Below are 20985 nucleotides of genomic sequence, written 5' to 3'. Positions count from 1 at the left end.
GCCATTCTTCCCCCGGACCCTTGAGTCTCTCGCGTGTGCCGGTTGCCTGCCAGCACCGTACCCGGCATGTCCGAACATCGCCTTCCTGGGATAGCCCCGGGGTGATGTGACGCCGGTCACATTCGAGTTGTCCATTCCTCTAGAGCCCGCCGTTGCGCATGAGGAGGTTATTTGGCCCGGACGGGTTCTGGCGAATCGCGCCCCGGGCGGTTCCGCAGTTGAGCCGGGACGCCAGGGCGGCGGGACCTGCGTCCGGGTGAAGCTCCAGGTGACGGGCGGCGGCCGCGGCCAGGTACGGCGCGTGCCCGGAGAACGCCCGGCCGTCGGACGTGACACGGCAGGCGCCGCCGTCGGTCGCGGTCACCACGAACACCCCCGACTCCGACAGCGACCCGGCGGCCCTGGCCAGGGCGGGCGAGTCGGCGCCGTCGAACGACAGGGTCGCCACCGAGGGGCCGCGGGCGTGCCGGTGCACCCAGTCGAGCCCCGCCAGCACGTCGGCCAGCGTGCCCGAGCCGCCGCACCCGAGCACCCGCACCGAGGCGATCCCCGCCTTCGGCGCGCCGTCGTGGGCGCGGGAGGCGAGGCGGGTACCGTGGCCGCCGCAGTCGCGTCCGGTGCCGCCGGTGGCGTCGAAGGCGCGCCAGGCCCGGTCGCCGAACTCGTCCCGGCGCACCGCGACGCCGCTGTCGACGACGTACATGGTGACTCCGGCGCCGCTCGCCCGTCCGCCGGACGGACGGGACGGGCCGCGGCCGGCCATCGCGTGGATCTCGCGGTCCGGCTCGATCGTGCGCACCCGTGTGTCGGCCCGAAGCTCGGCCAGTTCGGCGGGGGTGAGGAAGGTCGCGAACCCCGGCAGCGCCGAGGTGTAGTAGCGGCGTACCCGCCAGCGCACCTCGCCGACGAGATCGCGGGCGGCCACCCGGTCACGGGCGGTGACGATGTAGGACCGGGCGGGCTCCACCGGGGCGGGGCGCAGGGCGAGTCCTGAGGCGGGCGTCATGGCCAGGGGTACGGCGGTCGTGGCGGCCGTTGCCACGGCCGCGGCGAGATACACGGAGGGCAGGCCGAGTCGTCGGGGCACGAGTTACAAGGGTGCCTGTCATGCAGGTCACAGGAACAACGGGACACGCACTCGCGTCTATTCACGAGACAGCTCTTTACCGAACGCATGACAGAGAGGACTGATCCGGGGGATGAGCGGCGGGCAGCGGAAGTTCGAGCTGAGCATGCCGCAGATCCTGGGCAGTGCCCTGGCGGCGGTGACGGCGGCCGTGGCGGCGTCGTACCTCGGCGTGGCGGGGACGGTGATCGGGGCGGCGGTGTTCAGCGTCGCCAGCACCGTCGGCACGGCGATCTACACGCACTACCTCAAGCGCACCGGAGAGCGGGTCAAGCAGCACGCGAGCCCGGCCCCGCGCACGGAGGACTCCACGCCGGTCCTGCCCCGCGTACGGAGGGACCGGCGGCTGCCCTGGGCGAAGGTCGGGGCCGCGGCGGCGATCGTGTTCGGGATCAGCATGGGGAGCATCCTGGTCTACCAGGCGGCGGCCCAGCAGACCGTGCACGAGCAGGTCACCGGCAAGACCCCGGCGAAGGCCCAGCGGGACGGCGACCGGGAGCCGCCCGCCGGACGGGGGACGGAGAGCCGGGCGCCCGCGTACCCGCCGCCGCAGACCGGCGCGCCGTGGACCCCGGAGCCCGGCACGACCCCCACGCCGAGCAGGACGCCGAGCGCGCGTCCCACCCAGGAGCCGACGCCGACGCCCACGCCGACGCCCTCCCCGACGCCCACGACCGAGGACCCGGGCTCGGGCTCGCTCCCGCCGTCGGACGATCCCGCCACGAGCGAGCCGCCGCCGCAGGAGCAGGAGCCGGGCTCGGGCGACGAGACGCCCGCCGCCCCGTCGCGGTCCACGCCGGGCGGGCAGCGCCCGGGGTGAGTCGAGCCTCCGGAGGTGTCAGCCGAGCACCGTGTCCAGGTAGGCGTTGGCGAACAGCCGCCCGGGGTCCAGCCGGTCGCGCAGGGCGACGAAGTCCGCGAAGCGCGGGTACACCGTGGCCAGGTAGGCGGCGTCCCTGGTGTGCAGCTTGCCCCAGTGCGGACGCCCGCCCAGGCGCGTCATGATCTCCTCGACGCCCTCGAAGTACGCGGGGTTCGGCGTCGGCCGGTAGACGTGGCAGGCGACGTACGCCGACGCCCGCCCGTACGCGGTGGACAGCCAGGCGTCGCTGGGCGGCGTCACCCGCACCTCCACCGGGAAGGTGATCTTCCAGTCCATCCGCTCGACGAGGTCGCGCGTCTCGCGCAGGGCCTGGGCCAGGCGGTCGCGCGGCACGGCGTACTCCATCTCCAGGAAGCGCACGTCCCGCCGCGAGGTGAACTGCCGGTACGAGACGTCCACCGACTCCGACTCCCCGAGCGCGGCCGCGCTGACCTCGTTGACGCGCGGGATCAGCCCGGGGAAGCGGGCCCCGAGCGCGCAGGCCGCGCCGAACAGCGTGTTCTCCAGGAAGACGTTGTCCAGCCAGTGCCGCAGCGCGCCGGGCGGCCGGGCCGGGCCGGGGCTGCGGTTGCCGGTCTTGACCAGGCAGGCGTCGGTGTGGGGCAGCCAGAAGAAGTCGAGGTGCTCGTTCGCGGAGGTCAGCTCGTCGAGGGAGCCGAGGATGTCGCCGAGCCCGAGTTTGCGCCGCCGGTGGTGCAGGAGGAAGGCCGGTTCGGCCCGTAACGTCACGGCCGTCAGCACCCCGAGGGCGCCGAGTCCCACCCGGGCGGCGTCGAACAGTTCCTCGCCCGGCGCGGCGGTGGCCACCGTGCCGTCGGCCAGCACCAGCTCCAGCGCGGTGACCTGGTCGGCGAGGCCGCCACTGTCGCGTCCGGTGCCGTGGGTGCCGGTCTGGATCGCGCCGGCGACGGTCTGCTCGGTGATGTCGCCCATGTTGGCCAGGGCGAGGCCGCGTTCGTGGAGGAGTTCGTTCAGCGTCCGCACCGGCGTGCCCGCCAGCACGGTGACGCGGTCGTCCGCCCACGACCTGATCCCGGTCAGCGCGCCGGGGCGGAGCATGATGCCGTCGGTGAGGGCCACTCCGGTGAAGGAGTGGCCCGTGCCGACCATGCGGACCCGCCGCCCGGAGGCGGCGGCGTCGCGCACGGCGCGCACGACGTCAGGAACGGAGGCCGGAGTACGCACCTCGGCGGGGGCGCCCGACTGGTTGCGTGCCCAGTTCACGAAGGCCACGTTCTCGAAGGCCACGGGGCACCCCTCCAGCGTCGTCCGGCTGGACGCGAACGATACTCACTGCTCCCAGCCCGCGGGAACGGGGAAGATGTCGCCCGGCTCCAGCTTCTCGTTCTTGATCACGTCGGACACCGTCACCAGGTGGTAGCCCTTGTTCTTGAGCGTCTTGATCAGCGCGGGCATGCCGTCGACCGTCTGCTTCACCCAGTCGTGCATGAGGATGATGCCGTTCGGCTTGGCCACGGCCAGGGTCTGCTTCTGGATGGCCTCGATGTTCTTCGAGCTCCAGTCCTGCGAACCGGCGGTCCACAGGATCATCGGCATCTCGAACTCGGCGGCGACGTCGGAGGTCGCCAGGTCGGCCATCCCGTACGGCGGACGCAGCAGCTTGGGCTCGACGCCCGCCGCCTTCTTCACCGCGTCCTGGGTCTTCTGGATCTCGTTCCTGACCGCCCCGGCCTCGATCTTGGTGAAGTCGGGGTGGCTGTAGCTGTGGTTGCCCAGCTCGTGGCCCTCCGCGGCCATGCGCTTGACGTAGGCGGGGCGGCTCTTCACGTACTGGCCCTCGAGGAAGAACGTCGCCTTGGCGTCGTACTTCTTGAGTGTGTCGAGCAATGTGCCCGCGTACTTGCCCGGCCCGTCGTCAAAGGTCAGCGCGATGCACTTGACCTGCGTGCAGTCGACCGGCTCCTTCTTCTCCTGCTGCGCGAGGGCGGGGGCCGGCGCAATGGTCACGCAAACAGCCGCGATAGCTAGAAGTGAACTGATGTGTCGGGACATAACTAGTGTGCTTCCAGTGTGATGGGTGTTGCGAGGGATCTCCCGACCGTAGCGGATCAGCTCTTCGGTGGTGAAGGAGCCTCAGGAAGTCTCAGCAAACCCGAACCTCCGATCCCCACGGCCACGGCCACCGCCGCCGCCGCGATGGAGAAGCCGTACGCGGTGGAGGATCCGTACGTCTCCGTGAGCCGCCCGCCCGCCCACGCGCCGGCCGCCACGCCGAACCCGATGGCCGTCGAGATCCACGCCATGCCCTCGGTGAGCAGCGACTGGGGCACCAGCCGTTCGGTGAGCGAGAAGCAGGTGATGAGCGTCGGCGAGATGGCGAAACCGGCCAGGAACAGCGCGCCGGCCATGGCCCACGGGAGGTTGATGAACATGATCGGCGTCAGCCCCACCACGAACAGCGCCAGCGCCCTGACGAAGCGGGCGCGCAGCGAGATCCGCCAGTCGCGTGAGCCGAACCAGAGCCCCGACACCATCGACCCGCCCGCGAACGAGGCCAGCAGGAACCCCGCGGCCCCCTTGACCCCGTGCTCCTCGGCGAAGGCCACCGTGATCAGGTCGACCGAGCCGAAGACCGCGCCCAGCGCCAGGGAGACGCACGCCAGCAGCGCCACGCCCGGGATCAGGATGGGCGTGCCTTCCGCCGACCTGACCTGCTGGATCGGCGGCTGCGTACGCTGCTGCGACGCCAGCGCGAGGCAGCCGAGCAACATGCACACCAGCGCCACGATCAGCCCCGCGTACGGGTTCACCGCGGTCGCCAGCACCGTCACCAGAGCGGGCCCGGTGACGAAGACGACCTCGTCGGCCACCGACTCGAACGCGAACGCGGCGTGCAGCCTGCCCGACCCGCCGTAGATGACCGACCAGCGGGCCCGCACCATCGAGCCGATCGACAAGGAGGTGGCGCCGACGATCAGACCCGACGCGTAGAGCGTCCACTCGGGCAGCCCGGACCCGGCGAAGACCATGAGTGCCGCCAGCGCCACCGCGTTGACGAAGACGAACGGCGGGATGATCCGCCCCTGCCCGAACCTGTCCACCAGCCGACCCGACAGGGGCGCCGCCACGGCGAAGGCGACGTTGGTGGTGGCCGCGACCGCGCCGGCGGTGGCGTACGACTTGGTGAGCGTGGAGACCAGCAGGATGACGCCGATGCCCAGCATCGACATCGGCATCCGGCCGATGAGCCCGGCCAGCACGAACGCTTTGACGCCGGGCCTGTCGAACAACCCCCGGTAAGGCCCGACCACGTTCTTTCCTCCTGACGAAAGCACCTAACCATTACGCACCGTATGTCCTGCTGGCAAGTGCTTTACGGGCGGGGTGAGTTAACGTGTCCCGAGTGTCGGGTCTTCCCACGCTCCGTGCGGTCATGCTCATCGCCGCCGCTGTGCTCGCGGTCACGGCGGCGGCCGGCGGCGTTGTCGTGATCATGGGTGACGACCTGGTCAAGAGCGCGCAGGAACCGGCGCGCAGGCAGCCGCTCGCCCAGCAGACCGCCGCCGCCGGCCTCGACCGGCTCGTCCCGAGCGCCGCTCCGGTCCAGGATTTCGGGCAGGGCGGCCCCGGCGTCACCCCGACCCCGCCGCGCGTGCTGGCCGTCGCCGCGGGCACCGTGCCGAAGGAGACCAGGTTCGCGCTGAGCGAGCTGGCGCACGTGCAGAAGGTGACGGTCGTGGACGCGGGCGCGGTCAAGGTGTCGGGCACCACACTGAACCTGCTGGCCGTCGACCCGGCCGGCTTCCGCTCCTGGACGCCAGGGCCCGTCGCCGACCAGCCCGCCGTGTGGAGCGCGCTGGTCAGGGGCGAGCTGGTGGTCGACGCCGGCTCGATGAAGAAGTTCGGGATGGTCCTGGGCGGCCTCTACCAGGTGGACGGCGGTCCCCGGCTGCGCGTCGCGGCCTCGGCCACGCTCGGGCTCTCCGGCGTCGACGGCCTGATCAGCGCGGACGCGGGCCGGTCACTGGGGTTCGCGCCGGGCGTCGCGGTGCTGCTGCACGGCAAGGAGGGCAAGATCAGCGAGTCGGGCGTGCGCAAGGTGCTCGGCAAGAAGGCCCAGGTCGTCATGCTGGACGCGGCCGCCCGCACGCCCAAGCAGCAGCAGCCCGCCGAACAACCGCAGCAGGTCACGGTCGGCCGTCCTGGCAGCTACCTGGAGCTCTACAAGGCCGCCGCCACCCGCTGCCCCGGGCTGTCGTGGACGGTGCTGGCCGCGATCGGCCAGGTGGAGAGCGGGCACGGCCGCAACAACGGGCCGTCGAGCGCGGGCGCGCTCGGGCCGATGCAGTTCATGCCCGCCACCTGGAAGGCGTACGGCGTGGACGGCGACGGTGACGGCAAGAAGGACATCTGGAGCGCGTACGACGCCGTGCCCGGCGCGGCCAACTACCTGTGCGCCAACAAGGCCGGGCAGGGCGGCGAGAAGCTGCGCAAGGCGATCTGGTTCTACAACCACTCGTGGGACTACGTGAACAAGGTCATGGGGATCGCCGAGGCGTACGCCCGCACCTACACCTGAGGCACCTGCGCCACCGGAGTCGCCTGGGGACGCCTGCGCGGGGGCGGCGGGCAGCAGGTGAGCGGGCACGGCACGGGCTCGGGCTCCTCCATCAGCTCGCGCACCATCCGCACGAAACTCGGATGCGTGCCGGCCGTCGCCGCCCGCTCCATCGGCAGGCCCAGCTCCGCCGCCACCGCTCTGGCCTCGGTGTCGAGGTCGTAGACCACCTCCATGTGGTCGGAGACGAACCCGATCGGCACCAGCACCACCGAGCCGGCGTCGGTCTTGCGCAGGTGGTCGCACACGTCCGGCTCCAGCCACGGCACCTGCGGCGGCCCGCTGCGCGACTGCCACACCAGGTCCCACGGCCGCGTGCGGCCCAGCGCCTGGTTGACCAGCTCGGCGCTCCTGCGGAGCTGCGCCTCGTACAGGCCGCCCGACGGGCCCGCGGTCTCGGCCATGGACACCGGGATGCTGTGGGCGGTGAAGACCAGCCGGGCGTCGTCGCGGCCGAGCCGCTCCAGCGCCGCCCGCGTGTGGTCGGCCAGCGCCGCCACGAAGCCCGGGTGCTCGCCGTAGTGGCGCAGCTTCACCAGCTCGGGGCCGCCCTCGACCGAGATGCGGTCGATGTCCTCATAGTACTGGCGGCAGCTCGAGTAGCCCGCGAACGCGGACGTGGCGAACACCGCGGCCTTCCTGACGCCGTCGGAGCGCATCTCGCGCACGGTGTCCTCGCCGAACGGGCGCCAGTTGCGGTTGCCCCAGTAGACCGGCACCCCGGCGGTCGGACGCAGCGCCTCGACCAGGTCACGGTTCTGCCGATTGATCGGGCTGACCCCGCCGAAGCTCTGGTAGTGCTCGGCCACCTCCAGCAGGCGCTCGCGCGGCACGCCCCGGCCGCGCACGACGTTCTCCAGGAACGGCATCACGTCGTCGGGCCCCTCGGGGCCGCCGAACGACAGGACCAGCAAGGCGTCGTAAATTCCCACGTGACAACCCTATGGCGGAGTGTCCATGGTCACTCCCGGGAGGTAGGTTCGATCGAGTGAGCGCATTCAATGACATTCGTGACTATGTGGCCATCCCCCGGGTCCTCTCGCTGAGACTCTCTCCCGACGGCTCCAGGCTGGTCTCCACCGTTCAGTCACTCAACCCCGACGGCAAGTCGTTCGGCACCGCGCTCTGGGCCATCCCCGTGGACGGCGAACCGTACCGGCTGACGCGCTCGGCCAAGGGAGAGGGCGCCGCGGTCTTCACGGCCGCGGGCGACGTGCTGTTCACCTCCGCCCGCCCCGACCCCACCGTCAAGGACTCCGGCGACGAGGTCTCCTCGCTGTGGCTGCTGCCCCGCGCGGGCGGTGAGGCCCGCCAGGTGGCCACCAGGCCCGGCGGCATCGGCGCCGTACGCACGGTCGGCGACGTGGTGGTCTTCTCCGCCGACGTGCTCGACGGCGAGGAGGCGGCGGAGGACGACAAGCGCAAGGCCCGCAAGGACGCCGGGATCAGCGCCGTCCTGTTCGAGGGCTACCCGATGCGCTTCTGGGACCACGACCTCGGCCCCGGCCGCGCCCGGCTGTTCGCGGCCAGGCTGGGCGACGACCGGCTGGAGGACGTGCGCGACCTGACCCCCGACGCCGGTGAGGCGCTGCGCGAGGGCGCGTTCGAGCTGACCCCCGACGGCGCCACCGTGATCACCACCTGGCGCACCTACCTGCCGAAGGGCGAGTGGCGGACCGACCTGGTGGCCGTCGACGTGGCCACCGGCGAGCGCCGCGTACTGCTCACCGACGCCGGCCACGACTTCGGCGGCCCGCTGGCGATCTCCCCCGACGGCGCCAGCATCGCCTGCTCCCGCGAACGGCACACCGGGCTGGACGTCTCGGCGCGCAGCGAGCTGTGGATCGCCGACCTCGCCACCGGGCAGGGCCGCGCGTACGCTCCCGACCTGTTCCCCGACGGCGTCGCGTGGGCGCCCGACTCCTCGGCCGTCTACCTCACCGCCGACTTCCAGGGCCGCCGCCCGGTCTTCCGCGTCCCGCTGGACGGCGAGGCCACCCGGCTCACCGGCGACGACGCCGCCTACCGCGAGCTGAACCCGTCGCCCGACGGCCGCTTCGTCTACGCGGTGCACAGCGCCGTCGACCTCGCGCCCGCCCCGGCCAGGATCGACGCCGTCACCGGCGAGATCGCCGCTCTGCCCTCGCCCGCGCCGCGACCCGCGGTGTCCGGCACGCTGACCGAGGTCACCGCCACCGCCGACGACGGCGCCACCATCCGCGGCTGGCTCGCCCTGCCCGAGGGCGCCTCGGCCGCCGACCCCGCGCCGTTCCTGCTGTGGATCCACGGCGGCCCGGTCGCCTCGTGGAACGACTGGCAGTGGCGCTGGCAGGCGTGGATCATGGTGCAGCACGGGTACGCCGTGCTCCTGCCCGACCCCTGCCTGTCCACCGGCTACGGCCAGCCCATGATCGACCGGGGCTGGGGCAACTGGGGCCCGCGCACCCAGGCCGACCTCGACGCGATCGTGGACGCCGTCCTCGACAGGGACGACATCGACGGCGAGCGCATCGCCGCGATGGGCGGCTCGTTCGGCGGTTACATGGCCAACTGGCTCGCCGGTCACACCGACCGCTACAAGGCCATCGTCACCCACGCCTCACTGTGGCACCTCGACCAGTTCGCCGGCACCACCGACCTGGCCATGTACTGGCAGCGCGAGTTCGGCGAGCCCGGCTCCGAGCGCTACCAGCTCCTGTCCCCGCACCACGCCCTCGACAAGATCACCACCCCGCTGCTCGTCATCCACGGCGACAAGGACTACCGGGTGCCGATCGGCGAGGCCCTGCGGCTGTGGTGGGACCTGCGGCGCAGCGAGGTGGAGTCGAAGTTCCTGTACTTCCCCGACGAGAACCACTGGATACTCAAACCCGGCAACTCCGTCGCCTGGTACGAGACGGTCCTGGCCTTCCTGGCCCACCACGTGCTCGGCCAGGAGTGGAAGCGCCCGGACTCGGTGGCCTGATGACGGCCTTCCTGCGGCTCGCCGCCGACATCGCCCGCGAGGCCGGTGACATGCTGCTGGCCAAGCGGCCCACGATGTCCGGCGAGGTCGAGACCAAGTCCAGCCCCACCGACGTGGTCACCGCGCTGGACAAGGCGTCGGAAGAGCTGATCCGCGAACGCATCCTGGCCGCCAGGCCCGGCGACCGGATCCTCGGCGAGGAAGGGGGAGAGGCGCCCGGCGAGTCCGACGTGCGCTGGATCGTCGACCCCGTCGACGGCACCGTCAACTTCCTGTACGGCCTGCCGGACTGGGCGGTGTCCATCGCCGTCGAGGTCGGCGGCCAGGTCGTGGCCGGGGTCGTCAACGTGCCGCAGCGCGGCGAGGTCTACACGGCGGCGCTCGGCGAGGGCGCCTGGCTGGGGAGCGAACGGCTGCGCTGCAACACCGGGGTGCCGCTGGCGCGGGCCCTGGTCGCGACCGGCTTCGGCTACTCCACGGCGCGGCGCGAGGTCCAGGGCGAGGTGGTGGCGAAGGTGCTGCCGCGCGTACGCGACATCCGGCGCGGCGGCTCGTGCGCCATCGACCTCTGCTCGGTGGCGGCGGGCCGGGTGGACGCGTACTACGAGCGCGGCGTCAACTACTGGGACTACGCCGCGGCCGGGCTGGTCGCCACCGAGGCGGGGGCCCGGCTCGGCGGGCTGCGCGGCAGGCCGGTCAGCCCCGACTACGCGCTGTGCGCGGCTCAGGGCCTGTTCGAGGAGCTGCACGACCTCCTGGCCCCGCTGAACCCGGAACGCGACTCCTGACGCGAGCCCCGCCCGGGTGCCGTCGGGACGGTGCCGTCGGGGCGGAGGCGTCCGGATGGAGGCGCGAAACGGCCGGAGCCGGGCTCCGGCCGTTTCGCTCGGTTAACGGGGCAACGGGATGCCGTGATCGTCGGCCAGCCTGCGCAGGTCCTCGATCTCGGCGGTGAGGGTGTCGGCGAGGTAGTCGTCGCCGACGATACGGGCCTCCCGGAGGCCCTTGTAAGCCTGGTCGAGGCGGTGTTCGATCGTGGTCGTGAACTCGCCCATCTCACCTACTCCCTGGGGGTTCGAACTGTGCGGGGGGCGAAGTCTCCCAATGCCGGATGAAGTCCGGGCAATGGGTGTCCCGCAGGCATACCCCGGCTGGTCACACCCCGAAACATGAATTTCTCCGTGCTTCGCCGCACCATGGCGTACCAACGCCTGAACATGCCTTACCGTGCGCTTATCGATGCTGTGGGCAGAATGAGTGACCGGAACCGGAGAGAGGTGTGCCAGGCGTGCGCGTGCTGGTGGTAGAGGACGAGCGGGTGCTCGCGGACGCGATCGCGACCGGGCTGCGCCGTGAGGCGATGGCCGTCGACGTCGCGTACGACGGCGGGGGCGCCCTTGAGCGCACCTCCTACATCGACTACGACGTGATCGTGCTCGACCGTGACCTGCCGGTCGTGCACGGTGACGAGGTGTGCCGCCGGCTGGTGGAGCAACGGTCGGCCTCGCGCATCCTCATGCTGACCGCGTCCGGCGACGTGGACGACAAGGTCGAGGGGCTCGGCCTCGGTGCCGACGACTACCTGGCCAAGCCGTTCGTGTTCATCGAGCTGGTCGCCAGGGTCCGCGCGCTCGGCCGCCGCTCCGCCCCCGCCCTGCCGCCCGTGCTGGAGCGGGCCGGGATCCGGCTCGACCCGGGCAAGCGGCTGGTGGAGCGCGACGGCAGGGAGGTCGTGCTGACCAAGAAGGAGTTCGCGGTGCTCGAGGAGCTGATGCGGGCCGAGGGCGCCGTCGTCAGCCAGGAGGACCTGCTGGACAAGGCGTGGGACGAGAACATCGACCCCTTCACGAACGTGGTCCGCGTGACCATGATGACGCTGCGGAAGAAGCTGGGCGAGCCTCAGGTGATCGAGACCGTGCCCGGGGTTGGGTACAAGTTGTGACCGACAGGCCAGAGCGCGAGGCGGGCCCGACGCACCCGATGATCAGCCCGCATTCGTCCAGGAAGGCCACGCGCGTGCAGGAGGCCCCGCCACCTGCCGGGCCACCCGCCTGGGACGGCCCCCCTCCGCTTGGGCAGGCGACGACTCCACGCTCCACTATGGAACGTGTGAAGGACCTTCCCGGCAAGGTCAGCATCCGGTGGCGGCTGACGCTCACCTATGGAGCGCTGGTGTTCGCCGCCGCGGCCGTGCTGCTCTTCTCCGTCTACGTCATCGTCGGCAACGCCATCAGCGAGGCGTGGCCCACTTTCAGGACCGACCTGTCGCCGACCTTCGACGCGCAGCTCCAGCAGGCCATGCGCGCATTTCAGCCGGTGGCGGTGCAGTACGCCAGGGACGCGGTGCTCAGGAACTCGGTGATGGCGCTGGTGGGCGTGGGGATCCTGGCGCTCATCATCGGCTACTTCGTGGCCGACCGGGCGCTTCGGCCGGTGGCCAGGATGACGGCCACGGCGCGCAAGCTGTCCGAGAGCACCCTGGCCCACCAGCGCATCGCCCTCGAAGGCCCCAGCGACGAGCTGAAGGAGCTGGCCGACACCTTCGACGCCATGCTCACCAGGCTCAACGTCGCCTTCGACACCCAGCGCAGGTTCGTGGCCAACGCCTCGCACGAGCTGCGCACCCCCCTCACGATCAACCGGACGGTCCTGGAGATCGCCCTGTCGGACCCTGAGGCGTCGGAGGATCTCAAGGCGCTCGGCCGTACCCTCCTCGAGGTCAACGCGCGCAACGAGAAGCTCATCGAGGGGCTGCTGCTGCTCGCCAGGAGCGAACGCGAGCTGGCCGTGCGCAAGCCGCTCGACGTCAAGGAGGTCGCCCAGACGGCCGTGGAGCAGGTCACGCCCTTCGCCGACGAGCACGGCGTGACCGTGAGCGCCGATCTGGTCAGCGCGCCTACCATAGGCGATCCGGTGCTCCTGGAGCGCTCGGTCAGCAACCTGCTCGAGAACGCGGTCAAGTACAACATTCCCGAAAACGGAAAAGTCTGGATCCGGACGGGAATGGCGGACGGTGCCTTGGTTGTTCAGGTGGCCAACACGGGGCAGCACGTCCCGGCGTACGAGGTGAACAGCCTGTTCGAGCCGTTCAGGAGACTCCACGCGGACCGTGTGGATTCGGCCAAGGGATCGGGTCTGGGGCTGTCCATCGTTCGTGCGGTGGTACAGGCGCACGGGGGGAACGTGACCGCTGTGCCGCGTGATGGTGGAGGGCTCGTCGTGACCATTCAACTGCCGAGGCGCTGACGTCCGTGCCATTCAGGGGCGTTCGTCCGCGCGCAGATGTGCGTGTTGAGCCCCGGGGGGCGTCTCATTCACGCCGCACATGTGGTTGGATGTGCCGTCGAACACGGTGGTGCATGACGCCAAGGCTGTGGGTTTCGCCATATTTGGCTAACCATTGCCATCGGCGGCAGGCCCGTCCGTGTTGGGAGGTTCGTTGTCCGTTTCCGCGGGGTACCGATGGGAAATCTCCCCGACGGAACGGGCACAAGATGGGCTTCCCGGACGTTACAAGACGCGCGACGAGCGCGAAGACATATAGATGAGGGGGATGGAGTAAGCACAATGGCTACCGACTACGACAGCCCGCGCAAGACAGACGACGACCTGGGGGAGGACAGCCTCCAGGAGCTCCAGGCGCGGCGCACCGACAAGTCTTCAGGCAGCATCGACATCGACGAGACCGATCTGGCCGAGTCGCTCGAACTGCCCGGTGCGGATCTGTCGAACGAAGAGCTGTCCCTGCGGGTGATCCCCCGTCAGGCTGACGAGTTCACCTGCTCGCGCTGCTTCCTGGTGCATCACCGCAGCCAACTGGCCTCCGAGAAGAACGGCCAGCAGGTCTGCCGGGAGTGCGCCGCCTAATTTCTGGAGCGACAGACTCAGGCCAGAGGGAACACGCATCGAAAACCCGCCAAACCTGAGCGATCGCGACCATGAGACACGGAGGCAATCGCGTGGCCGTACCCGAGAAAGATCGGCAACCAGGCAGTGAGGTCGCCGACCCCGAACGTGAGGTCGGCGAACTCGTAGGCAGGCTCACCGCGTCCGGTGAGCTCGAGCCGGCCGAGCGGCGCAGGCTGCTCGGCCGACTAGCCCATACGCTCTCCGCCGGGGCGAAGCGGGCAAGGGCGTCCGGCGTGGGCCGGGGTCGCTGGCTGGCAGACATCTTCCTCAACATCGCGCCGCGCATCCCGATCAGGGATCTGCACACGCTTGCCGAGCATCATCACGGCCTGACCGGCGAGGAACTCGCCGACGACCTGGTGCGTACCGCCCAGAAGGCCACGATGGCGGTCGGCGCGATCGGCGGAGCACTGGCGGCGGCCGAGTTCGCCGCGCCACCCCTCCTGCTCTCCGCCCCCGCCCAACTCGTCGCCGAGACCATCGTCGTCGCCGCCGTCGAGGTCAAGCTGCTGGCCGAGCTGCACGAGGTCTACGGCGTACGCGTCGAGGGCTCTGGAGCCCAGCGCGCCGCCGCGTTCACCGCGGCCTGGGCCAGACAACGCGGCATCGACCCGCTCGCCCCCGCGTCCGTCTCCCTGGCGCTCGGGGCGGCCACCAAGACGGCGCTGCGCAACCGCCTCATGCGTACGCTGGGGCGCCATCTGACCACGTTCGGGCCCTTCCTGACCGGCGCCGTCGCCGGGGGCGCGCTCAACCGCATGGCGACGAAGAAGCTCGGCGAGGCCGTCCGCAACGACCTGCGCGGCAAGCACCCGCTGGTCCGAGGGGCGCGGGACACGTCCGTCGAGCCGGACAGCCGCGGCGAGCTCGACCGCTGAGCCGCGGCACCAACCCCACGCGGGTCCCGGCAGGGCCGGCCGTCAGGCCGCGCCGGAGCGCAGGCCGTCGAAGGTCATCTTGAGCAGGGCGTCCGACAGGGCGTCGGCCGAGGCGCCACGGACCGGCTGGTACCACTCCGTGATCGAGTTCACGGCGCCGAAGAGCAGGCGCGTCACCAGGCCGGGATCGACGTCGGCCCGGATGCCGCCCTCCGCCGCCGCCTCCCTGACCAGGCCGCTGACGAAGCGGTCGAACTCCCGCCGCCGCTCCAGCGCCGCCCGCTCGGTACGGCTGTTGCCGCGCACCCGCAGCAGCAGCGTCACGTACGGCAGGCGGTCGACGAGGATGCGCACGCTCTGCCGGACCACCCACTCCAGCCGGTCGACGGCCGCCCCCGAGACCGCGCGCTCGTCGGTCACCATCTCGAACAGCCCGTCCAGCGCCCGGTCCAGCGCACGGGCGAGGAGCTGCTCCTTGCCCGGCACGTGGTAGTAGATGGCCGACTTGGTGACGCCGAGCGCCCTGGCGAGGTCTTCCATGCTGGTGCCGTCGTAGCCGCGCTCGTTGAACACGCCCACGGCGATCGACAGCACCGACTCGGGGTCGTGCCCGCGCCTGCGCTGACGGGTGGGGCTCGAGGTGGCCATGTCGTCAATTATCCCGCTTGTCGATGACTCGTTTGAGCTTGCCCACCGACCGCTCCAGCGTCTCCGGGTCGACCACCTCGACCTCCACGCTCACCCCGACGCTGTCCTTGACCGCCCTGCGCAGCGCCTGCCCGGCCCGCGCGCGCCCGTCGCCGAGGCTGGGCCGCGCCTCGACCATGACCGTCATCACGTCGAGCCGATCGGGCCGGGTGAGGTGGAGCTGGAAGTGCGGCGACAGGCCCTCGACGCCCAGCACGATCTCCTCGATCTGGGTCGGGAAGACGTTCACGCCGCGCAGGATGATCATGTCGTCGGTCCGCCCGGTCACCTTCTCCATCCGGCGGAAGGCCGGTCTGGCGGTGCCGGGCAGCAGCCGGGTCAGGTCGCGGGTGCGGTAGCGGATGACCGGCATGGCCTCCTTGGTGAGGCTGGTGAAGACCAGCTCACCCGTCTCGCCCTCCCCGACGGGCTCGCCGGTGAACGGGTCGACGGTCTCGGGGTAGAAGTGGTCCTCCCAGACGTGCAGGCCGTCCTTCGACTCGACGCACTCGTTGGCCACGCCGGGGCCCATCACCTCCGACAGGCCGTACACGTCCACGGCGTGCAGGTCGAAGCGCTCCTCGATCTCGGCGCGCATGCTCTCGGTCCACGGCTCGGCGCCGAAGATGCCGACCCGCAGGGACGAGGCGCGCGGGTCGAGGCCCTGCGCCGCGAACTCGTCCAGCAGGGCCAGCATGTACGACGGCGTGACCATGATGATGTCGGGCCGGAAGTCGGCGATGAGCCGCACCTGCCGGGGCGTCATGCCGCCCGAGACCGGCACCACGGTGCAGCCCAGCCGCTCGGCCCCGTAGTGGGCGCCCAGCCCGCCGGTGAACAGGCCGTAGCCGTAGGCCACGTGCACGATGTCGCCGGGCCGCCCGCCGGAGGCGCGGATCGAACGGGCCATGACCTGCGCCCAGACGTCGAGGTCGGCGGCGGTGTAGCCGACGACGGTCGGACGGCCGGTGGTGCCGCTGGAGGCGTGGATCCTGGCGACCTGCTCGCGGGGCACGGCGAACATGCCGAACGGGTAGCCGTCGCGCAGGTCCTGCTTGGTGGTGAAGGGGAACTTCGCCAGGTCGGCGAGCTGCTCGCAGTCATTGGGGTGCACCCCGGCCCGGTCGAACTTGTCCCGATAGACGGGGACGTTGTGGTAGGCGTGGCTGAGGGTGCGCCGCAGGCGCTCCAGTTGCAGCGCCATCAGCTCGTCGCGGGACACCCGCTCGATCGGGTCCAGCTCGTGCGGGGCAGGGGGATCTCCCAGTCTCACTTCAGCTCCCGGCTCCGGCCGCGGAACTCCGCGACCACCTGACCGTCTTCCTGTCTTCTGACGGTGACGTCGTAGATGCCGCTGCGGCCGAAACGCGTCCGCTCGGCGGCCTCGGCCACCAGCACGTCGCCCAGGCGGGCGGGGGAGACGAAGGCGATCTCCGCGCCGGCCGCGACCGTGACCGGGCCGTGGCTGTTGCACGCGCCTGCGAACGCCGTGTCGGCCAGCAGGAACACGTAGCCGCCGTGGCACAGGTCGTGCCCGTTGATCATCTGGCGGGTCACGGTCATGCGGCACACGGCGCGGCCCTCGCCCAGCTCCGTCGGCTCGATGCCCAGGGCGGCGGAGGCGGTGTCGGCGTCCATCATGCGACGCGCGCTCTCCAACGCAGTTCTCCCTTGTCAACTGACCGAATGTTCGGTAACAAATCATCGTCCGGACTTCACTGTCAAGTGGGCAGACGACGGGAGGAGGGGCGATGGCCAAGCCGTTCGCCTCGTCGGCGGATCTCGGCGAGAAGAGGCAGTCCCTGGAGATGCCCGCGCCGGGCGTGTACGCGCTGACCGCCGAGGGCGACCCGAACGTCGGCGCCATCGAGGGCGAGGACTTCCTCGTCTGCTTCGAGGCGCTGGCCACCCCGGTGGCCGCCCGCGCCTGGCTGGCCCGGCTGCGCGAGCACACCGGCAAGCCGGTCAGATACCTGGTGCTGTCGCACTACCACGCGGTCAGGGTGCTGGGCGCGTCGGCGTTCGGCGCGGACGTCGTCGTCGCCCACGAGAAGACCCGCGACCTGATCGCCGAGCGCGGCGCGGAAGACTGGGCCGGCGAGTACGCCAGGATGCCCCGCCTGTTCCGGGAGCCCGCCTCGATCCCGGGCCTGACCTGGCCCACGGCGACGTTCAGCGACCGGTTCACCATCGACCTCGGCGGCGGGCGCGGCGACCTGGTGCTCCAATACTGCGGGCGCGGCCACACCGAGGGCGACCTGGTGGCCTGGCTGCCCGAGCAGCGGGTCCTGTTCGCGGGCGACCTGGTGGAGTCGCAGGCCGCCCTCTACACCGGCGACGCCTTCCACCGCGACTGGGCCTCGGCGACGCTCGACCGGGTGGCCTCGTTCGGGGCCGAGACGCTCATCGGCGGCCGGGGCGTTCTGGCCAGGGGTCGCGACGGCGTGGCGGCGGCCATCGGGCAGACCCGCGACTTCCTGACCGTGATGCTGCGCGAGGTGGGCGCGGCGGGGTCGCTCAAGGAGGCGTTCGAGCGGACGCACCGGGCCCTGGCGCCGCGCTACGGCTCCTGGCCGATCTTCGAGCACTGCCTGCCGTTCAACGTCTCCAGGCTCTGGGACGAACTGCACGGCGTCGAGCGGCCCCGCGTGTGGACCGCCGAGCGCGACCGGCTCGTGTGGGACGAACTGCAGTCGTGATCCCCGAGACGAGCGGCGCGCAGGTCATCGTGATCGGGGCGGGCCCGGTGGGACAGAGCGCCGCGCTGCTGCTGGCCCGCTGGGGCGTCCAGGTGCTGGTGCTCGACCAGCGCGCGGCACGGGGGCCGAGCGGCTCGAAGTCCATCTGCCAGCAGCGCGACGTGCTCGACATCTGGGCCGCGGCGGGCGCGGGCAGGGTGACCGAGGAGGGGCTGGCCTGGACCACGGCCCGCACCTACTACCGCGACCGCGAGCTGTTCTCCTGGTCGTTCGAGCGGGAGGGGCCGCTGCCGGCGTGCGTGAACATCTCGCAGACCCGTACCGAGGAGATCCTCGACGAGGCGATCGCCGCGCAGCCGCTCATCGAGGTGCGCTGGGGGCACGAGGTGACCGGCCTGACCCAGGACGCCTCCGGCGTCACCGTGCACTGCGGCCGGCGGCTGCTGCGCGCCCCCTACGTGCTGGCCTGCGCGGGGGCCAGGGCCCAGTCCGTACGGGCGGCGCTGGGGGTCTCCTTCGGCGGGGAGACGTTCGGCGACCAGTTCCTGATCTGCGACATCAGGGCCGACCTGCCGGGGTGGGAGAACGAGCGCCGCTTCTACTTCGACCCCGTCTGGAACCCGGGCCGGCAGGTGCTCATCCATCCCTGCCCGGGAGGCACGTACCGGATCGACTGGCAGATCCCGCCAGACTCCATCCCAACAGATGTTGAAATAGCGCGAAAAATCCGGCAAATCATTGGAGGTCGCCCGTACGAGCTGCTCTGGCACAGCACCTACCGCTTCCACTCCCGCATCGCCTCCCGCATGCGCGTCGGACGGGTGCTGCTGGCGGGCGACTGCGCCCACCTGGTGGCCCCGTTCGGGGCGCGGGGGCTCAACTCCGGCGTGCCGGACGCCGAGAACGCGGCCTGGAAGCTGGCCTTCGTGCTCAACGGGTGGGCGGGGGAGGGGCTGCTGGAGTCGTACCACGCCGAGCGGCACGCGGCCGCCATGGAGAACCTGGAGGTGACCGGCGCCACCATGCGCTTCCTCGCGCCCAGGAGCGCCGAGGAGCGGATGCGGCGGCGGGCCGCGCTGGAGGGCGGGCGGGCCGCCGAGGTGGACTCGGGGCGCTTCGCCGAGCCCTTCTGGTACGTGGACTCCCCGCTCACCACGCCCGAGCCCGCGCGGCCCTTCCCCGGCCGCCCGCCGAAGGGCACGCCGTGCCCGCCCGTGCCCGGCGTGATCCTGCCCGACGCGCCGCTGCCGGGAGGCCGGTTGCGGGAGTTTTCCCGGGATGGATTCCTGGTGTTGCTGGGTGATATGTGTAATTCGCGTTTGTTTGTACAGGTCTTGGGCAAGGTCATTACGGCGCCACTCGCCGTACGCGGGCTCGTGGAGATGGACGGAACCGGCTCACTCGCGGAAAGGCTCGGCGCCGGGCCGGATGAGGCATGGCTCATCAGGCCCGATTCCCACATCGCCGCGATCATCCCCCGGGCGGGGCCCGACGCGGTGGTGGCCGCCATGGGCCGCGCGCTCGGCGGCCCTGCCTGACACATGACCCCATAGAGGAGGAGCGCGTGACTGGCCGTAGCTCGTTTCTGATCGTCGCGAACCGGTTGCCGGTGGACCGGACGATCGAGCCGGACGGAACGGCCTCGTGGCGCAGGAGCCCAGGAGGGCTCGTCACCGCTCTCTCTCCGGTGATGAAGCGCCGCCACGGAGCCTGGGCCGGCTGGCACGGCGCGCCGGACGAGGAACTGGAGCCGTTCGAGCAGGACGGGATGAGCCTCATCCCCATCCCGCTGTCGGCCCGCGAGGTGGAGCTGTACTACGAGGGCTTCTCCAACGCCAGCCTGTGGCCGCTCTACCACGACGTGGTGGTGACGCCGGTGTTCGAGCGGGAGATGTGGGAGACGTACCGCAGCGTCAACCAGCGCTTCGCCCAGGCCGCCGCCGACGCGGCCGACGAGGGCGCGGTCGTGTGGGTGCAGGACTACCAGCTCCAGCTCGTGCCCGCCATGCTGCGCAGGCTCAGGCCCGACCTGCGGATCGGGTTCTTCCTGCACATCCCGTTCCCGCCGACGGAGCTGTTCTGGCGGCTGCCGTGGCGCAAGGACCTGGTCGAAGGGCTGCTCGGGGCCGACCTGGTGGGCTTCCAGCTCCCCGGCGGCGCCTCGAACTTCCGGCGGCTGTGCCGCAGGCTGCTGGGGCTGCCGTACAAGGGGAACGAGATCTTCCTCGACGACCGGACCGTGACCACGCAGGCGTTCCCGATCTCCGTGGACTTCGCCCAGCTCGACTCACTGGTACGCGAGCCGCAGATCGTGGCGCGGGCCAAGGAGATCAGGGTGGAGCTGGGCGATCCCGAGCACGTCCTGCTGGGCGTGGACCGGCTCGACTACACCAAGGGCATCGGGCAGCGCCTCCAAGGCTTCGGCGAGCTGCTCAACGACGGGCGGCTGCACCCCGGCGAGGCCGTGTTCGTGCAGATCGCCACGCCGAGCAGGGAACGGGTGGAGGAGTACCGCAAGCTGCGCGACGACATCGAGCTGCAGGTCGGCCGGATCAACGGCGAGCACGCCCAGCTCGGCTACCAGCCCGTGTGGTACTTCCACCAGTCGTACGACCACGAGGAGCTGGCGGCGCTCTATCTCGCCGCCGACGTGATGGTCGTCACACCCCTGCGCGACGGCATGAACCTGGTGGCCAAGGAGTACGTCTCCTGCCACCACGACCTGCACGGGGGGCTGGTGCTGAGCGAGTTCGCCGGGGCGGCCGACGAGCTGCGGCAGGCGTACCTGGTCAACCCGTACGACGTGGAGGACCTCAAGCGCCAGATGCTGGCGGCGATGCGGGCCACGCCGCACGAGCTGGCCCGCCGCATGCGTACGATGCGCCGCCGGGTCGCCACCTACGACGTGGACCGCTGGGCGAGCGAGTTTCTCACGGCCCTGGAGTCACCTGCTTCAGTGACTTCCACGCGTCGTAGCGCTTCTTGGCGGTCCGGTTGACCACGATCTGGGCCACCGACATGCCCACGCCCATGACGACCGCGTAGCCGATCGCCTCTCCCATGCTGACCTCGGGCGAGTCGGTGTCGATGGGCGGCTCCTTGCCGGTCGCCTTCTGCCAGGCGAACCCGAGGACCTTCCTCGCCGCCCACGCGGTCACCAGACCCACCAGGCCGCCGATGACGCGCCAGGCGATATCTGGCTTCTCCTCCGCCATGTCGATCTCCCTTCCCCTTTGTAACGAACCTTAGTCTCTACCTC

The 20985-nt window shown here is 71.1% G+C and carries 21 protein-coding genes; 11 read left to right on the top strand and 10 right to left on the bottom strand.

The window, feature by feature from the left end:
- Positions 1–139: 139 nt before the first annotated feature.
- Positions 140–1087 carry a protease inhibitor I9 family protein gene (locus ACZ6S0_RS04365; protein ID WP_465913143.1) on the bottom strand — a complete coding sequence of 316 codons (948 nt, stop codon included), beginning with the start codon at positions 1085–1087 and terminating at the stop codon, positions 140–142.
- A gap of 112 nt (positions 1088–1199) precedes the next feature.
- On the opposite strand from ACZ6S0_RS04365, the gene ACZ6S0_RS04360 reads away from it, so the two are divergent.
- Positions 1200–1946 (top strand): hypothetical protein, encoded by a 747-nt coding sequence (locus tag ACZ6S0_RS04360; RefSeq protein WP_465913142.1) that lies wholly within the window; start codon positions 1200–1202, stop codon positions 1944–1946.
- A gap of 18 nt (positions 1947–1964) precedes the next feature.
- Here the strand turns inward: ACZ6S0_RS04360 and ACZ6S0_RS04355 are convergent, their stop codons facing one another.
- From ACZ6S0_RS04355 to ACZ6S0_RS04345, 3 genes are all read right to left on the bottom strand, one after another.
- On the bottom strand, positions 1965–3242 hold the full coding sequence (locus ACZ6S0_RS04355; RefSeq protein WP_465913392.1) for a D-arabinono-1,4-lactone oxidase: 1278 nt from the start codon (positions 3240–3242) through the stop codon (positions 1965–1967).
- A gap of 57 nt (positions 3243–3299) precedes the next feature.
- The gene (locus ACZ6S0_RS04350; protein ID WP_465913141.1) at positions 3300–3977 is read right to left on the bottom strand and encodes a polysaccharide deacetylase family protein; all 678 of its coding nucleotides are present in this window, start codon (positions 3975–3977) and stop codon (positions 3300–3302) included.
- Between the two features lie 101 nt (positions 3978–4078).
- On the bottom strand, positions 4079–5281 hold the full coding sequence (locus ACZ6S0_RS04345; protein WP_465913140.1) for an MFS transporter: 1203 nt from the start codon (positions 5279–5281) through the stop codon (positions 4079–4081).
- 92 nt (positions 5282–5373) lie between these two features.
- Here ACZ6S0_RS04345 and ACZ6S0_RS04340 point away from each other — a divergent pair, with 92 nt between their 5' ends.
- The gene (locus ACZ6S0_RS04340) at positions 5374–6549 is read left to right on the top strand and encodes a lytic transglycosylase domain-containing protein (RefSeq protein ID WP_465913139.1); all 1176 of its coding nucleotides are present in this window, start codon (positions 5374–5376) and stop codon (positions 6547–6549) included.
- On the opposite strand, the gene ACZ6S0_RS04335 is transcribed toward ACZ6S0_RS04340, so the two are convergent.
- The gene (locus tag ACZ6S0_RS04335) at positions 6540–7520 is read right to left on the bottom strand and encodes a ferrochelatase (protein ID WP_465913138.1); all 981 of its coding nucleotides are present in this window, start codon (positions 7518–7520) and stop codon (positions 6540–6542) included. The two genes, ACZ6S0_RS04340 and ACZ6S0_RS04335, sit on opposite strands and share 10 nt — an antisense overlap.
- 56 nt (positions 7521–7576) lie before the next feature.
- Here ACZ6S0_RS04335 and ACZ6S0_RS04330 point away from each other — a divergent pair, with 56 nt between their 5' ends.
- Both ACZ6S0_RS04330 and ACZ6S0_RS04325 read left to right on the top strand, forming a co-directional pair.
- Positions 7577–9553, top strand: a complete 1977-nt coding sequence (locus ACZ6S0_RS04330; protein ID WP_465913137.1) for a S9 family peptidase — start codon at positions 7577–7579, stop codon at positions 9551–9553.
- Complete coding sequence (locus tag ACZ6S0_RS04325) at positions 9553–10341, top strand: inositol monophosphatase family protein (protein WP_465913136.1); 789 nt, start codon at positions 9553–9555, stop codon at positions 10339–10341. The genes ACZ6S0_RS04330 and ACZ6S0_RS04325 overlap by 1 nt, the downstream gene beginning before the upstream one ends.
- 102 nt (positions 10342–10443) lie before the next feature.
- Here ACZ6S0_RS04325 and ACZ6S0_RS04320 read toward each other — a convergent pair whose 3' ends face one another.
- Entirely contained in the window at positions 10444–10608 is a 165-nt protein-coding gene (locus ACZ6S0_RS04320; RefSeq protein ID WP_344875240.1) for a hypothetical protein, read from the bottom strand.
- Positions 10609–10841: 233 nt separating this feature from the next.
- On the opposite strand from ACZ6S0_RS04320, the gene ACZ6S0_RS04315 reads away from it, so the two are divergent.
- From ACZ6S0_RS04315 to ACZ6S0_RS04300, 4 genes are all read left to right on the top strand, one after another.
- Complete coding sequence (locus ACZ6S0_RS04315; protein WP_344875238.1) at positions 10842–11495, top strand: response regulator transcription factor; 654 nt, start codon at positions 10842–10844, stop codon at positions 11493–11495.
- A 38-nt stretch (positions 11496–11533) separates the two neighbouring features.
- A complete protein-coding gene (locus tag ACZ6S0_RS04310; RefSeq protein WP_465913390.1) occupies positions 11534–12799 on the top strand; it encodes a sensor histidine kinase in 1266 nt (421 codons plus the stop codon).
- A 321-nt stretch (positions 12800–13120) separates the two neighbouring features.
- Positions 13121–13420 (top strand): DUF4193 domain-containing protein, encoded by a 300-nt coding sequence (locus ACZ6S0_RS04305; protein WP_020542847.1) that lies wholly within the window; start codon positions 13121–13123, stop codon positions 13418–13420.
- Between the two features lie 92 nt (positions 13421–13512).
- The gene (locus ACZ6S0_RS04300) at positions 13513–14340 is read left to right on the top strand and encodes a hypothetical protein (protein WP_465913135.1); all 828 of its coding nucleotides are present in this window, start codon (positions 13513–13515) and stop codon (positions 14338–14340) included.
- Positions 14341–14382: 42 nt separating this feature from the next.
- On the opposite strand, the gene ACZ6S0_RS04295 is transcribed toward ACZ6S0_RS04300, so the two are convergent.
- The 3 genes from ACZ6S0_RS04295 to paaI are packed head-to-tail and all read right to left on the bottom strand — an operon-like array spanning position 14383 to position 16668.
- Positions 14383–14988, bottom strand: coding sequence for a TetR/AcrR family transcriptional regulator (locus ACZ6S0_RS04295; RefSeq protein WP_465913134.1), 606 nt, complete (start codon positions 14986–14988; stop codon positions 14383–14385).
- A 4-nt stretch (positions 14989–14992) separates the two neighbouring features.
- The gene (paaK, locus tag ACZ6S0_RS04290) at positions 14993–16300 is read right to left on the bottom strand and encodes a phenylacetate--CoA ligase PaaK (RefSeq protein ID WP_465913133.1); all 1308 of its coding nucleotides are present in this window, start codon (positions 16298–16300) and stop codon (positions 14993–14995) included.
- Positions 16297–16668 carry a hydroxyphenylacetyl-CoA thioesterase PaaI gene (paaI, locus tag ACZ6S0_RS04285; RefSeq protein WP_465913389.1) on the bottom strand — a complete coding sequence of 124 codons (372 nt, stop codon included), beginning with the start codon at positions 16666–16668 and terminating at the stop codon, positions 16297–16299. The genes paaK and paaI overlap by 4 nt, the downstream gene beginning before the upstream one ends.
- 110 nt (positions 16669–16778) lie before the next feature.
- Between paaI and ACZ6S0_RS04280 the strand changes: the two genes are divergently transcribed.
- Genes ACZ6S0_RS04280 through ACZ6S0_RS04270 form a run of 3 tightly spaced genes read left to right on the top strand, consistent with a single transcriptional unit; the run spans position 16779 to position 20724 of the window.
- On the top strand, positions 16779–17726 hold the full coding sequence (locus ACZ6S0_RS04280) for an MBL fold metallo-hydrolase (RefSeq protein WP_465913132.1): 948 nt from the start codon (positions 16779–16781) through the stop codon (positions 17724–17726).
- The gene (locus ACZ6S0_RS04275) at positions 17723–19264 is read left to right on the top strand and encodes an FAD-dependent monooxygenase (protein ID WP_465913131.1); all 1542 of its coding nucleotides are present in this window, start codon (positions 17723–17725) and stop codon (positions 19262–19264) included. The genes ACZ6S0_RS04280 and ACZ6S0_RS04275 overlap by 4 nt, the downstream gene beginning before the upstream one ends.
- 26 nt (positions 19265–19290) lie before the next feature.
- Positions 19291–20724: an alpha,alpha-trehalose-phosphate synthase (UDP-forming) gene (locus tag ACZ6S0_RS04270; RefSeq protein WP_465913130.1), complete on the top strand. Its 1434-nt coding sequence runs from the start codon at positions 19291–19293 to the stop codon at positions 20722–20724.
- Here the strand turns inward: ACZ6S0_RS04270 and ACZ6S0_RS04265 are convergent.
- A complete protein-coding gene (locus ACZ6S0_RS04265) occupies positions 20657–20941 on the bottom strand; it encodes a DUF4235 domain-containing protein (protein ID WP_344875221.1) in 285 nt (94 codons plus the stop codon). The genes ACZ6S0_RS04270 and ACZ6S0_RS04265 overlap by 68 nt on opposite strands.
- Between the last annotated feature and the right edge of the window lie 44 nt (positions 20942–20985).

The sequence above is a fragment of the Nonomuraea sp. NPDC051298 genome, assembly GCF_055586305.1.
This window is presented reverse-complemented; position numbering and strand designations above follow the sequence as displayed.

Bases quoted from the DNA above. Each gene is read 5' to 3' on its own strand.
- ACZ6S0_RS04305 (WP_020542847.1), top strand. From the start codon at position 13,121: ATGGCTACCGACTACGACAGCCCGCGCAAGACAGACGACGACCTGGGG.
- ACZ6S0_RS04325 (WP_465913136.1), top strand. From the start codon at position 9,553: ATGACGGCCTTCCTGCGGCTCGCCGCCGACATCGCCCGCGAGGCCGGT.
- ACZ6S0_RS04320 (WP_344875240.1), bottom strand. From the start codon at position 10,608: ATGGGCGAGTTCACGACCACGATCGAACACCGCCTCGACCAGGCTTAC.
- ACZ6S0_RS04360 (WP_465913142.1), top strand. From the start codon at position 1,200: ATGAGCGGCGGGCAGCGGAAGTTCGAGCTGAGCATGCCGCAGATCCTG.
- ACZ6S0_RS04310 (WP_465913390.1), top strand. From the start codon at position 11,534: ATGATCAGCCCGCATTCGTCCAGGAAGGCCACGCGCGTGCAGGAGGCC.
- ACZ6S0_RS04265 (WP_344875221.1), bottom strand. From the start codon at position 20,941: ATGGCGGAGGAGAAGCCAGATATCGCCTGGCGCGTCATCGGCGGCCTG.
- ACZ6S0_RS04295 (WP_465913134.1), bottom strand. From the start codon at position 14,988: ATGGCCACCTCGAGCCCCACCCGTCAGCGCAGGCGCGGGCACGACCCC.
- paaI (WP_465913389.1), bottom strand. From the start codon at position 16,668: ATGATGGACGCCGACACCGCCTCCGCCGCCCTGGGCATCGAGCCGACG.
- ACZ6S0_RS04280 (WP_465913132.1), top strand. From the start codon at position 16,779: ATGGCCAAGCCGTTCGCCTCGTCGGCGGATCTCGGCGAGAAGAGGCAG.